Origin of the sequence: Streptosporangium jomthongense (genome assembly GCF_042650425.1) — a bacterium.
Classification (GTDB): domain Bacteria; phylum Actinomycetota; class Actinomycetes; order Streptosporangiales; family Streptosporangiaceae; genus Streptosporangium.
The window spans coordinates 150216-163333 of sequence record NZ_JBHSBC010000020.1 but is presented as its reverse complement, the minus strand read 5'-3'; the positions used below and the strand labels follow the sequence as shown (position 1 = coordinate 163333).

The 13118-nt window shown below is 71.9% G+C and carries 11 protein-coding genes; 8 read left to right on the top strand and 3 right to left on the bottom strand.

The genetic code is table 11. The annotated features are described in order from the left end of the window. Positions 1–134: 134 nt before the first annotated feature. The 5 genes from ACFOYY_RS20805 to ACFOYY_RS20785 are packed head-to-tail and all read left to right on the top strand — an operon-like array spanning position 135 to position 5514. Positions 135–1310, top strand: a complete 1176-nt coding sequence (locus ACFOYY_RS20805; RefSeq protein WP_386190949.1) for a SagB/ThcOx family dehydrogenase — start codon at positions 135–137, stop codon at positions 1308–1310. Beyond that, a complete protein-coding gene (locus tag ACFOYY_RS20800) occupies positions 1307–2509 on the top strand; it encodes an MFS transporter (protein WP_386190946.1) in 1203 nt (400 codons plus the stop codon). The genes ACFOYY_RS20805 and ACFOYY_RS20800 overlap by 4 nt, the downstream gene beginning before the upstream one ends. Further along, positions 2506–3540, top strand: coding sequence for an ABC transporter substrate-binding protein (locus ACFOYY_RS20795; protein WP_386190943.1), 1035 nt, complete (start codon positions 2506–2508; stop codon positions 3538–3540). Before ACFOYY_RS20800 ends, ACFOYY_RS20795 begins: the two co-directional genes overlap by 4 nt. Beyond that, a complete protein-coding gene (locus ACFOYY_RS20790) occupies positions 3537–4718 on the top strand; it encodes a FecCD family ABC transporter permease (protein ID WP_362785215.1) in 1182 nt (393 codons plus the stop codon). Before ACFOYY_RS20795 ends, ACFOYY_RS20790 begins: the two co-directional genes overlap by 4 nt. A 7-nt stretch (positions 4719–4725) precedes the next feature. Then, positions 4726–5514: an ABC transporter ATP-binding protein gene (locus ACFOYY_RS20785; protein WP_386190938.1), complete on the top strand. Its 789-nt coding sequence runs from the start codon at positions 4726–4728 to the stop codon at positions 5512–5514. Here ACFOYY_RS20785 and ACFOYY_RS20780 read toward each other — a convergent pair. From ACFOYY_RS20780 to ACFOYY_RS20770, 3 genes are read right to left on the bottom strand one after another with little or no spacing between them, the layout of a single operon-like run. Continuing rightward, positions 5474–5800 (bottom strand): CU044_2847 family protein, encoded by a 327-nt coding sequence (locus ACFOYY_RS20780; protein ID WP_352013602.1) that lies wholly within the window; start codon positions 5798–5800, stop codon positions 5474–5476. The two genes, ACFOYY_RS20785 and ACFOYY_RS20780, sit on opposite strands and share 41 nt — an antisense overlap. Positions 5801–5810: 10 nt before the next feature. Further along, positions 5811–6806 carry a transporter substrate-binding domain-containing protein gene (locus ACFOYY_RS20775; RefSeq protein WP_386190934.1) on the bottom strand — a complete coding sequence of 332 codons (996 nt, stop codon included), beginning with the start codon at positions 6804–6806 and terminating at the stop codon, positions 5811–5813. Further along, positions 6803–7999 carry a hypothetical protein gene (locus ACFOYY_RS20770; RefSeq protein WP_386190931.1) on the bottom strand — a complete coding sequence of 399 codons (1197 nt, stop codon included), beginning with the start codon at positions 7997–7999 and terminating at the stop codon, positions 6803–6805. The genes ACFOYY_RS20775 and ACFOYY_RS20770 overlap by 4 nt, the downstream gene beginning before the upstream one ends. A gap of 198 nt (positions 8000–8197) precedes the next feature. Here ACFOYY_RS20770 and ACFOYY_RS20765 point away from each other — a divergent pair, with 198 nt between their 5' ends. Genes ACFOYY_RS20765 through ACFOYY_RS20755 form a run of 3 tightly spaced genes read left to right on the top strand, consistent with a single transcriptional unit; the run spans position 8198 to position 13073 of the window. Beyond that, positions 8198–9598: a S1 family peptidase gene (locus ACFOYY_RS20765; protein ID WP_352013605.1), complete on the top strand. Its 1401-nt coding sequence runs from the start codon at positions 8198–8200 to the stop codon at positions 9596–9598. After that, entirely contained in the window at positions 9595–11685 is a 2091-nt protein-coding gene (locus ACFOYY_RS20760) for a serine/threonine-protein kinase (protein WP_386190927.1), read from the top strand. The genes ACFOYY_RS20765 and ACFOYY_RS20760 overlap by 4 nt, the downstream gene beginning before the upstream one ends. Next, a complete protein-coding gene (locus ACFOYY_RS20755; RefSeq protein ID WP_352013607.1) occupies positions 11682–13073 on the top strand; it encodes a vWA domain-containing protein in 1392 nt (463 codons plus the stop codon). The genes ACFOYY_RS20760 and ACFOYY_RS20755 overlap by 4 nt, the downstream gene beginning before the upstream one ends. The last annotated feature ends 45 nt before the right edge of the window (positions 13074–13118 follow it).

Here is a 13118-nt window from a genome sequence, read left to right as displayed (position 1 = left end):
CGGTCAGAGACGGCGACCGGTCGGCCGGGAACCGTGATCGGCCGGAGGCGGCGGCCGGTCAGAGATGGCGGCCGGTCGGAGATGGCGGCCGGTCGGAGGCAGGAGAAGCAGCAGGTGAGCGAGAGGGAGCGTGCGTGACGCAGACCGAGTTCCGGCGGGCGCGAACGTTGATGATCTACTGGCACGACGGCGAGCTGACGGCCGAGAACTACCTGGAGAGCCGCTCGACCGACGAGGAGGCCGAAAACGCGGTCGCCGTGAACGCCCAGGCGGTCGAACTGCTCGAACACTTCACCGACTGGACGACCGTCGAGAAGGTCGCCTCCGACCTGGGCGAGTTCGACCAGGACTCGGTGCGCGAGGCGGTCCTGGCCCTGGCCGAGGCCGGGCTGCTGGTCGAGAGGGGGGCCGAGGAGCGCGAGGAACGCTTCCTCGACGCCTGGCGTGACTGGGGGGAGGAGGCCCGCTTCTTCCACTTCGGCACCCGGAACACGATCTACACCGGCGACAGCCTGGAACAACGCCGCGCCGACGCCGGTTGGGTACGGCGCACCGGCGGTCCCCCACCGGCCGTCTTCAAGTCCTATCCGGACGCGCCACGGGTCTACCTGCCCAGGGCGTTCCTGCCGCTGGCGGAGCCGTACGGGCAGGTGCTGACCCGGCGGCGGACACACCGCGTGTTCACCGGGGAGCCGGTGAGCCTGGCGCAGCTGTCCACGGCGCTGTTCTACACCTTCGCGCCGATGCAGCTCTACGACGCCGGTGACCTGGGCACGCTGATCCTGCGGACCAGTCCGTGCGGGGGTGCCAGGCACGAGCTTGAGGGCTACGTCGCGGTTCTCGACGTCCAGGACGTGCCGCCGGGGCTGTACCACTACAACGCCGAGGCGCACGCGCTCGAACTCGTCGACCCCGACTTCGACCGGGCACGGCTGCACCGGGTGACCTACGAGTCGGAGATGTGCACGCCGTCGGCGTTCGTCTGCTTCGTCACCGTGGTCTTCGAACGGACGATGTACAAGTACCGGCACTCGCGGGCGCTGCGGGTGACGCTGCTGTCGGCCGGGCACCTGGGTCAGACCTTCGTGCTGACCTCAACCGCCGTCGGACTCGGCGCCTGGCAGAGCGCCGCCTTCCGGGACGAGGAGCTCGACGAGGCACTCGGCGTCGACGGCTTCTCCGAGGGGGTGCTGTACATGTTCGGCGCCGGGAACCCCGTCCTCGGCGAGACCGGGATGCCCGAGGGCATCGCCCGCGCCGGGCTCACCGACCCCAACCGGCTCGTCAAGCGCCACCCGGCCGCCGGGTGAGCGCTCCGGCCACGGCGTACGTGCGGCTGTGGCGGCAGCGGTGGGTGCCGTCACTGCTGCTGGTCGGCGTGTGCGCCCGGGTGCCGTTGCAGGCCTACGTCTTCGCGGTGCTGCTGCTGGCGGCCGAGCGGACCGGCTCCTACCCGGCGGCGGGCGTGGTGACGGCGGTGCTCGACGTCGCCTACGCCGCCGGGGTCCCGGTGCACGGCAGGCTCGTGGACCGCTTCGGGCAGACCAGGCCGCTGACCGCCGCGGCCTGCGTCAACGCAGTCGCCTTCACCGGCCTGCTGGTGACGGCGCACCTGGGCCCGGCCACCGGGGCCCTGGCCGGGTGGGCGGCGGCGGTCGGCCTCTCGCTGCCGCCGGTGGCCGCCGCGGCGCGGGCGCTGTGGTCGCACGTGATCGACGACGACGCGGTACGGCGCACCGCGCTCGCGGTTGACGCCATGGTGCTCGACGTCGCGCTGGTCGCCGGGCCGCTGCTGGTCACCGTGGTCAGCGCGGCCTTCGGGCCCGCCTGGGCCGTCGGCGGCTGCGCGGCCGTACTGCTCGGCGGCACGGTGTGGTTCAGCACGCTGCCGCCCTCACGTTCCTGGACCCCGGCCCGCAGGGGGGCGAGCCTGGCCGGGCCGCTGCGCTCGCCGGGCGTCGTCGTGCTGCTCACGGTCTCGGTGCTCACCGGAGCCCTGCTGGGGGTGCTCAGACTCGGGTTCGTCGAGTTCGCCGGTGAACGCTCCGACGGTCCGGCCTCCGGCGGCCTGGCGCTGGCCGCGTTCGGCGTGGGCAGCCTCATCGGTGGCCTGCTGTACGGCTCGCGGTCGTGGCGCGCCGACGCCGCCGTGCGGATGCGGGTGATCCTCGCCGGGTACGGCTGCGGCGTCGGGCTGCTCACCCTCGCGCCGAACGTCCCCACGCTGGTCGCGCTCTGCGTGCCCGCCGGGCTCCTGCTGGCCCCCATGGTCATCTGCAACTTCGAGCTCATCGGCCGGTGCGCCCCGGAGGGGACGCTGACCGAGGCCTTCGCCTGGGGGATCACGGCCACCTTCACCGGGTCGGCGCTGGGCAACCTCGTCGCGGGCGCGCTCGCGGGCACCCCGTCGGCCGTGGTGTTCGCCGCCGCCGCGGGCTTCGCCGTACTGGCCGCCGTCGTCGCGACCGCCGGGGCCGCGGCCCTCCAACCGTCCGGGAAAGGCTCATGATGCGTGTGCTGACACGCTGGTCCCTGGTCGCCGTTCTCCTGGCCACCGGCTGCGCGGCGGCCCCCGGGGGTGGGGTGGCCGTGTCCTCGACCCCGACAACCGTCACCGGCTGCGGTGGCCCCGCGACGAACGTCGGGGCCCCGCCGGAACGGGTGGTCGTGCTCACCCCGAGCGTGCTGGAACTGATGCTCTGGCTCGGTCTCGGCGACCGGGTCACGGCCATCGGGCAGCAGCCCCGCCCCGGCAGCCTGCCGGAACGCTTCTCCGCGCAGGTCGCCGCCCTGCGGTCGCTGTCCGGCAAGTACACCGCGGGCGGCGGTTACCGCCCGGTGCCGAGGGAGGAGGTGCTCGCCGCGGAACCCGACCTGGTCCTCGGCGGGTTCGCCAGCAACTTCGACGCCCCCGGCGCCATGTCCCGCGCGGAGCTGGCGGCCGACGGCATCCCGTCCTACCTGGCCCTGTCCACCGCGTGCAAGACGGCGGTGACCGCCCCGCTGACCGGCTTCGACCTGGTGTGGCGGGACCTCGCGAACCTCGGCCGGATCTTCCGGGTGCCCGAACGGGCCGAACGGGTCATCGCGGAGATGCGGCGGAAGATCGCCCCGGTCGAGGCGGAGGTGAGGGACGCGGAACGGCTGAGCGTGTTCCCGTTCGAGTACGACGAGGGGACCGCGACGCCGTACGCGCCGGGCAACAGACAGGCGGTCAACGCGGTCATCGAGACCGCCGGGGGCCACAACGTCTTCGGTGACCGGGACGAGGCCTACACCAAGGTCGGCTGGGAGGAGGTGGTGGCCCGGGATCCACGGGTCATCCTGGTCATCGTCTACGACCGGGGAAGCCCCGCCGCGAACGAGGCCCGCTTCGCCGAGGCCGAACGCTTCCTGACCACCAGCCCGGCGCTGCGTGGCGTGCGGGCGGTGACCGAGAGGCGTTTCGCCCGGCTGGTCTACGAGACGGCCTCGGTCGGCGGGGTGCGCAACGCCGACGCCGTGGTCGAACTCGCCGGGCAACTGCGCCGGTCCCGATGAGCGGCCCCCCGCGACCCGCCGGACCTCCCGGCGAACGCCCCAACGATCGTCTCGGCGAGCGTCCGGGCAGGGGTTCCGCCGAACACCCCGGTGATCGTCTCGGCGGGCTCCCCGGTAAGCGGTCCGCTGTCCTGCCCCGCCCTCCGCGGCGCCGTGTCGTCCTGGGGGCCTGCGCCGTGCTGGGCGGGCTGCTCGTCGTGGGGCTGGCCGCCTCCGTCATGCTCGGCAGCGTCGCCGTACCCGCCGACACGGTGGCCCGCGTCCTCATGCGGCACCTGACCGGCCAGGGCGAGCCCACGTGGAGCGTCAGCCAGGACACCGTGGTGTGGAACCTGCGCCTGCCGAGGGCGTTGCTGGCCGCGCTGGTCGGCGCGGGCCTGGCCGTGTCCGGCGCCGCGACACAGGCGTTGGTGCGCAACCCGCTGGCCGACCCGTACGTGCTCGGCCTCACCTACGGCGCGGCCGTCGGAGCGGTCGCGGTCACCGTCACCGGGGTCGCGCCGCTCGGCGGGGCCTCGGCCGGGGTGGCCGCCTTCCTCGGGGCGCTGGGCGCCTTCGCCGTCGTCTACGCCCTGGCCCGTACCGGCGGTGCCCTCGCTCCGCTACGGCTCGTCCTGTCCGGGATGGCCGTCACCTACGCGCTGTCCGGAGTGACCAGCTTCCTCGTGTTGCGGGCCGACGACCCGGGCACCACCCATTCGGTGCTGTTCTGGCTGTTCGGCAGCCTGGCCGAGGCGAACTGGGCCTCGCTCGGGCTGCCCGCCGTCGTCCTGGCCGCGACGATGGCCGCCCTGCTCGCCCAGGCCAGGCCGCTCAACGCGCTGCTGCTCGGCGACGAGACCGCCGCCGGTCTCGGCGTCCCCGCCGCCCGGCTGCGCCGGCACCTGTTCCTGCTCGTCGCCCTGCTCACCGGGGTCATGGTCGCGCTGGCCGGGGGTGTCGGCTTCATCGGCCTGATCGTCCCGCACGCCGCCCGGCTGCTCGTCGGCAGCGACCACCGCAGGCTGCTGCCCGTCGCGGCCCTCGCCGGAGCGGCCTTCCTGGTGCTGGTGGACATCGCCGCCCGTACGGCCCTGCACCCGCAGGAGCTGCCGGTCGGGGTCGTCACCAGCGTCATCGGCGCCCCGCTGTTCCTCTGGCTCGTGCACACCCGGGCCCGCGAGACCACAGGACTGTGAGACCACGATGACGAGCCTGCACCTGCGCGACGTGCGCGTCACCATCGGCACGACCCCGGTCGTCACCGGCGTCAGCCTCACCGCGCCCTCCGGCGGGCGCGTCGGGATCGTCGGGCCGAACGGCAGCGGCAAGAGCACCCTGCTGCGGGCCGTCTACCGGCACCTTCCCCTGGCCGGGGGGAGCATCACCGTCGGGGACGAGGACCTGTGGGCGCTCACCCCGCGCCGGGCCGCCCAGCTGGTCGCCGCGCTGCCCCAGGAGACCCGTTCGGACTTCGACGTCACGGTCTGGGAGATGGCCGCGATGGGCCGGACCCCCCACAAACGGCCCTTCGCCGCCGACACCGACCGGGACGTCGCCGCCGTCGCCGACGCCCTCACCCACACCGGGGTCGCCCACCTCGCGGGCCGCCGCTACGCCACGCTGTCGGGGGGTGAGCGGCAACGGGTGCTCCTGGCCCGTGCCCTGGCCCAGCAGACGCCCGTCCTGGTGCTCGACGAGCCGACCAACCACCTCGACGTGCGCCACCAGTTCGACCTGCTCGACCTGGTCACCTCCGCCAAGACCACCGTCGTGGCGGCCCTGCACGACCTCAACCTGGCCGCCGCCTACTGCGACCACGTCTACGTCCTGGCCGAGGGACGCGTGGTCGCGGACGGCCCGCCGTACGAGGTGCTCACCCCGCGGCTCATCAGGGAGGTCTTCGGCGTGGACGCGCACGTCACCTCGGTCCCCGGATCCGGCGCGCCGCACCTCATCCTGCGTCCCCCGGAGGGGGACCCGACGACCAGGTGAGCTTGACGGTGAGCTGACCCTCGGTCGAGGTCTTGGCGATCAGCGCCCCGGCCTCGGCGTTGAGCTTGACGCCGAACTCGATCTCGATCTGGTCCGGCCTGAGCCTGCCCGACCTGAAGGACTCAAGGGCGTCCGCCGCGGCGACCTCGACCTCGGCCAGCACCTCCCCGAAGCGGCGGGCCACGTCCGTCAGCCCCTTCCTTGAGACCCGCCGTACCCCCTCCTCGTCGGCCGTCTCCACCACGATGTGGCCACCGGTGGTCTCGAACCTGATCAACTCGGACACAGAATCTCCCCTAGTACGGCCATGCGGTCGCGTTCTTCAGGTAATGGGCCGGAGGTGGTCCCTTGTCCGGGTGGCCGGACAGCCAGGTGTCGTGGATCCGCTTCCACCGGCCGTCGGCGCGCAGCTCGTCCAGGACGTGGTTGGTGAACCTCAGCAGCTGGACGTCCCTCTTGCGGAAGGCGAAGCCGTGGGGTTCGTCGGAGAACCAGCTGCAGACGGGGTTGACGTTCCAGACGCACCTGCCGCCTCCGGGCGGCGGGGTCGTACCGGGCAGCATCCGGGTGTCACCGCTCATCTCCCTGAGGCCGATCAGGATGTTCTCGTCGGAGGAGACGGCCTCGGCCTGTCCCTGCTCAAGCATCAGCAGGCAGTCGCTGGTCACTGCGGCGACGACCGGGACCAGCCCGACCTCCAGCTGCCTGACGTGGTCGATCGAGACGGTCGAGGCCCCGGAGCACACCCGTTTCCCGCGCAGGTCCTCCACCCGTTGGTAGGGGGACCCCCTGCGGACCAGCATGGTCTGGCCGGTGTCGAGATAGTCGCTCGAATAGGCGATCTCCGTGGCCCGCCTGCAGGTCGTGGTCATCGACTGGGCGAAGAGGTCGATGGTCCCGTCGTTGAGCCGCCTGACCCCCTCGGAGAAGGGCACCGTGACGAAGTCGACCCGCTGCCTGGCCTGTGACCCGAACAGGGCCTTGGCGACCTCCATCACCAGCTCGATCTCGAAGCCTTCGAACTCCCCCGTCCTCGGGTTGCGGAACGACATCCCGGGGGTCGACTGGGACACGCCCACCTTCAGCCGGTCCAGGCGGGGCCGTACCGGGGACGGAGGCAGGCTGTAGCGGGGGTCGCAGTCCGGTTCGTCCCTCTTTTTCGCGGGTTCCTGCGGCACGGAGAACATCGCGCCCGCGGGCGTCGGCTCGGTGATCGGCGGCGGCCGGTACGGCGTGGCGCAGCCGGAGGCCGCGAGCACCAGGGCGGCCAGGGTCACGGCGGCTCTTCTCACAGGTACTCCCTGATCCTGGGCCAGAAGCCGAGGCCGGCGGACAGGACGGCGCAGCAGCACAGCGCGACGGTCAGGAGTCCGAGCCGTGACGGCGCCGAGGGCACCTGTACGGCCAGCGCCTGGATCTGCCTGGCCCCGTCTTCGAGCTTCGTGGTGTTGTCCCGGTCGACCACCTCGAAGGCCGCCGCGAACCGTCCGCCGGGCAGCGCGGCGGCGACCGCCCCGTCGTTGTTCCCCGCGATCAGCTCCTGGTGGATCGAGATGGTGTAGGTCTGGCACCAGGTGGTCTCCCGTTCCGCGCAGCGCGCGTTCCGCCGGAAGTTGCGCAGCGACTGTTCCCAGTTGAACGGGCTGGTGCCGCCGAGCAGCAGGTAGGTGTCGGCGTAGGCGGTCAGCGCCGCGCGTTCTGCGTCCACGAGTCTTCGCTGGTCGATCAGGCGCGTCTCGATGGCGCCGAGCCGCCGATCGGTCTCCGGCCAGTTGCGCAGCGACCAGCCGGTGGCGCCGAGCACGACGGCCACCAGGACCGTGGCGCCGAGGAGCCCGAGGTTGAGCACCCGCCGCGTACGGCGCGCCAGCGACCACTGCGTCAGGACGAGCCCGGCGATCGTCGCCAGGAGCAGCAGAAGGTGGGCGGACGAGGTGCGCAGCGCGGTGCTCTTGGCGTCGCGCAGGTTGTCGGTCTCGTCACGCTGGAGCCGCGCGGCGGCGGGCAGCAGCACCGTGCGCAGGTAGGAGCTGGCCTCGTGCAGGTAGGCGGCCCCGAGCAGGGCGGGCCCCACGGCCTTCCTCGCCTCGTCCGGGTCGGCCGTCTCGTCCTTCGCCGGGGCGATCAGCGTGCCCGCCCTATCCACCAGGCCGGTGTAGACGGGAAGCTGCAGGGCGATCTCGGCGACGTTGGTCGCCCGCGAGACGTCTCCCCCGGTCAGGCCGCCCGCGTCGGCCAGGCGCCGCCTGATCCGGTCGATCGCGTCGTCGTAGCGCTTTCGCAGGGTCGCCTGGGTCGTGGTCCCGGCCAGGAAGTGCCCGGTGGCCGAGGTGTCGGCCTTGGCGAGCGACTGGTAGATCACCTGGGCGTCGTCGCTCAGCCTGGCGGCCATGTCGGCCTGTTCCCCGCCCGCCCTCTGCAGGGCGTTGTCGGTGAGGGTTCCGGTGACGCCGACACCGATCAGCGTCGTCGCGGTGAGAATCATGTACAGCAGAAGTCTGGTCCGGGTGTGCCTGACTCTGATGTGACCGACCTCCGTATATACAGCTGGTCACCTTCGGCTTCGGCAAGAATGCCACAAAACTCGGCTTTCCTACCAGCGTTCGGCGCTTCCAGAAACCCTGGTAACCACCCCAATAGTCAAATCTTCCCCGTAATGCCGGCCGTTACGTAGTCTTTTACGGTGAGAGTTGAGCCGGGAGAGGAAACCTGGTGGGTACGAATCCGACAGGCCGGTGGCGAGGTCCTGGGAGCGGGGGTGCTGCTCGATCAGAAAACGGTTCTGACGTGCGCGCACGTCATTCCCGACCGCGCCGAGGAGGTCGTGGCGGAATTCGTCGGTCAGCCCGGTGCGCGTCCCGGCACGGCGAAGGTGGTCTCCTGGGTCCCGGCGGACGACGACCAGCGCGGTGACCTCGCCCTGCTCGGCCTGGCCTCACCCGCGCCCCTGGAAAGACGGCCGGTGTTACGGCGGCCCGGTCTGTGGGGCCGCGAGGTCTACACACGTGGTTTTCCCTCCCTCCTCGACGACGGCCTGTGGGTGCGGGCGCGGCTCGGCGGCCGGGCCGGTCCCGGTGGCGAGTGGATCCAGATGGACGCCGAGCCGTACCGGGAGATCCGCCGTGGGTTCAGCGGCGCGCCGGTGGTCGACGGGCGGACCGGTGACGTACTGGGTGTCGTGGTCAGCGAGTTTCCCGGGCTCGCCGGGCTGGCGTGGATGATCCCGGTCGAGACGATCGTCCACCACCTTCCCGCCCTGGCCGGGATGGTCGCCGACAGTCCCTCCTTCACCGACCAGATCAGGGAGTTCTTCGGGCCCGGCCGTTCCGGCGGCGCGATGGTCGTGGTCACCGGGGACGCGCCGGTCTCCACCTCGCTGGCCGAGCCCGCGCAGCACGAGGAGGACGTCTCCGGCATGACCGTCGCCGAGGTGTCCCGGCAGGTGCACCGCGCCCTCGAACGGCACTCGGAGCGGCAGATGTTCGTGTTCGACGCCGTGGACGCGGCGGACGACCCGGAGACCCTCGCGCAGGAGGTGATCAGGCCGCTCACCGAGGCGGGCCATCAGGTGATCACCGGGCTGCGGCAGGAGTCCGCCCGGCTGCGCAGGATTCTGGACCAGCCCTCGGTGGCCCGGCGGCTTGAGGTCCTGGACGTACGGGTCACCGAGGCACGGGCGGCGGCGCGGGCGACGCGGGCACGGCACCGCGGGGTCGCCCGGCTGGTCACCCCCGTCCCCGACTGGCCGGACGACGGCCCCGCCCTGCAACTGCGGGTCAGGAGCCTGCGCAGAAATCCCACACTTCCCGATCTTGAGGAATGCGAGAGTGAGACAAGGGAACTTCTCCGCAAATCCACTGAGACTCATAGGGAACTCGATAGAATCAACGACGAGTACAAAAGCCTCAAAAGCCTTCTGAGGGCCTACCATTTGGGGTCGGGCGTCGAGCGCTCGGAACGTGACCGAATTCTGGCCGAACGATACACGCGGGCCCACCACCTGCTTTTCACCCTGCCGTGTGACCTTGCCGCGGCGAGCGAGGCGGTCGACCATTACATCCGCGCGCTGAAGGAGAACCGATGACTCCGTGCGCCTTCTGTTCCGGCCGGATCGACGAGGACGGTTTCTGCGTCGAATGCGGACTCCCCGCCGGTACGGTCTCCCGGCCCGCCGACCCGGTCTCCCTGCCCGCCGTCTCCGGGAGCCGGACGCTCAGGGCCGCCGACGGGCTGGTCTCCGTGCCCGTCCCCTCGGGGAAGGACCCCTCGACCCGGGTGATCTCCGACCCCGGCCGGGTCCGGTTCAGCCGGAGGTGCCGCAAGGGGCACTTCATCAACTTCACCTACGCCGGGCAGCCCGCCGTGCTGAAGGGGTTCTGCCCGACCTGCCAGACGCCGTTCGACTTCGAACCACGCCTGGCGCCGGGCGAGCTCGTCGCCGACCAGTACGAGGTCGTCGGCCCCATCGCGCACGGCGGCCTCGGCTGGGTCTACCTGGCCCGTGACCGCCACCTCAACGACAACTACGTCGCGCTGAAGGGCCTGATCCAGCCCGACGACCCGACCGCGGTGAGCCTTGAGGTCTCGGAACGACGCTTCCTGATCTCGCTGGACCACCCCAACATCGTCCGCATCTACAACTTCGTCACCCACGACGACAGCCGGGGGGAACGCGGCGGCTACATCGTCATGGAGTATCTCGACGGCCAGTCGCTCGGCGAGGTCCTCGCCAACCGGCAGGCGCGCCCCGAGCCTGAGCACGTCCTCGCCTACGGCTACGAGATCCTCCTGGCGCTGGACTACCTGCACGGCCGTGGCCTGCTGTACTGCGACATGAAGCCCGACAACGTGATCATCACCCCCGAGCGGATGAAGGTCATCGACATCGGCGGGGTCCGGCGCGACGACGACAGGTCCAGCCCGATCGTGGGCACCTACGGCTTCCAGGTGAGCGCCAAGGAGATCAGGGAACGCGGCCTGACCGTGCGCTCGGACATCTACGCCGTCGGCAGGACGCTGGACAAACTCCTCGGCGTCGGCGGCCCGTCCCGCACAGGGCTGGCCGTCGAGTCGCTCAGGAGGCTGATCCAGCGCGCCTCGCACCAGGACTGGGAGCGACGCTTCGCCTCGGCAGCGGAGATGCTCGAACAGCTCAGGGGTGTGCTGCGCGAGGTCAGATCCTTCCAGCCGGAACACGTCCCGGCGGCCTTCGAGTCGTCCACGGTCTTCGAGCCGAGCGCCGAACTCCTCGACGGCGGCCTGAGCGCCGCCTCCCCGCTCGAACGCTGGACCCGTGACCGGGGCGGCGCCCTGCTCGGTCTCCCCCCGGCCGCCGCCCTCGTCGCCCGTGGCCTGCCCGTCCCCAAGGCCGACCCCGACGACCCGGCGGCGGGCCTGCTGGCGTCCATCGGGAACACCACCGCCCGTGGCCTGCTCGACCAGCTCTCCGAGGTCCGCCGGTCACCCGAGGTCGGGCTGCGCCGCTGCCGCGCCCACCTCGAACTCGACGAACTCGACGAGGCAGAGAGCAGCCTGTCCGGCGACGGCTGGCGGGTCACCTGGCACCACGGCCTGCTCGCCCTGGCCCGCGAGGAGTACGGCACGGCGCTGTCGTGCTTCGACCGTGTCTACGGCGCGTTGCCCGGCGAGACCGCGCCGAAGCTGGCCCGCGCGTTCTGCCAGGAACTCCTGGGCGACCTCCGTGCCGCCGAGGAGGGCTTCGACGTCGTGTGGCGGCGTGACCGCTCGCAGACCAACGCCGCGTTCGGGCTGGTCAGGCTGCGGGTGCGGGCCGGAGACCGGTCGGCCGCGGTCGGCGTCCTCGACGGGGTGCCGAAGGTCGCCCAGCACCACGACGCCGCCCGGGTCGCCGCCGTACGCGTGCTGTCGGAGGAGTTGCCCGGCGGGAACCTCCCCGGCGCCGACGACCTGACAAGGGCGACCCGGCTGCTGGCCTCGCTGGTCCTCGACGGGGGAGAGCCGACCGGCAAGGTCAGGGACCGCCTCACCGCGGCCGTCCGGGAGGCGCGCGACCGCTCCGCGCCGGACGACGAGGCGCGCCGGGAACTGGAACGGTCATATCTGAGACTCGCCGAGCAGGCCACCACCTGGCAGGACCGGGGCAGGCTGGTCGACCTCGCGCACTCCGTACGCCCCTGGAGCCTGCTGTGACCCTGAGATTCGAGCTGAACATCGACCAGGACCCGGTCCTGACCATCGGGAGGACCGAACTCGACGCCGTCCTCAGGGTCGCCGGGCAGCGGCTCGACGGCCCCGCCGAGCGAGCCGAGCGGTGCGAGGTCCTCATCATCGACTGCTCCGGCTCCATGGGCGGGCTGAACCGCAGGTCGGAAGGCCGCCGTCTGAAGATCGCAGCCGCGGTGAGCGCGACCATGACGGCGATCGACGTCCTGCCCGACGGGGTGCTCTTCGCCGTCGTCGCGGGCGACCACGAGGCCCGCACCGTCTACCCGCCGACCCCGGCGAGCGAGCGCACCAGGGCCGACGCCAGGGCGGCCGTACGCAGGCTGACCTGCAACGGCGGCACCAACATCGGCGCCTGGCTCACCGAGGCCCGGCGGCTGCTCGCCCCCCACCCGAACGCGCTCAGACACGCGATCCTGCTGACCGACGGCCGGAACAACGAGTCCCCCGAGGAGTTCGAACGGGCGCTGGCGGCCTGCGAGGGCGAGTTCGTCTGCGACGCCCGGGGCATCGGCGAAGACTGGGTGGCCCACGACCTGCAGCGGATCGCCACCGTGCTGCGCGGCTCAGCCGACGCCGTGGTCGACGACGCCGAGCTTGAGGCCGAGTTCAGGAGGATGGTCGAGGCGGCTCTCGGCAAGGTGACCCCGAAGATGGCGCTGCGCTTCACCACCACCCCGCCCGGCAGGCTGGTCTCCCTCAGGCAGGTCTATCCCGAGCGGGCCGACCTCACCGGGCACGTCACCGCGCTCGGGGACCGCGTCTTCGAGCTGGCCAGCGGCTCCTGGGGTGAGGAGTCCCGCGACTACCAGCTCCGCTTCGAGGTCTCCCACGAGGGCGCCCCGCACTTCACCGACCTGCGCGTGGCCCGCGTCGAGGCGGTGGTCGGCGGTGAGCGCCGTGGCGCCGCCAACGTCATGGTCCACTGGAGCGAGGATCCGGACGCCTCGGCGTTCACCAGCCACACGATCTCGCTCTACCAGGCCCAGGACAACATGAGCCAGGCCGTCGACGCGGGCCTGTCCGCCTACGGCAGGAACGACCTGCCCGGGGCCGAGCGCGAGTGGGCCCGCGCGGTCCGCCTGGCCGCCCGCTGCGGCAACCAGCGCGCCCTCGACGAGCTCCAGCGTTTCGTGGAGATCCTCGACCTCGACGAGGGCCGGGTCCGGGCCCGCCCCAACCTGAGCCACCACGACGTCCAGCTGGTCAAGGTGGCCCTGTCCCACTACGAACAGGCACCGGAGGAGGAACCCGCCGCCGTTCCCGCGGGCCCTCCCTGGGAGTGCGAATGCGGCCGTACCTCTCCCTCGGCCGCCAACTTCTGCATCCACTGCGGCCACCACCGCCGCCCCTGAGCCCTTCCAAGAGCCAGGGCCGTCAACCACGCCGCACGGGTGAAG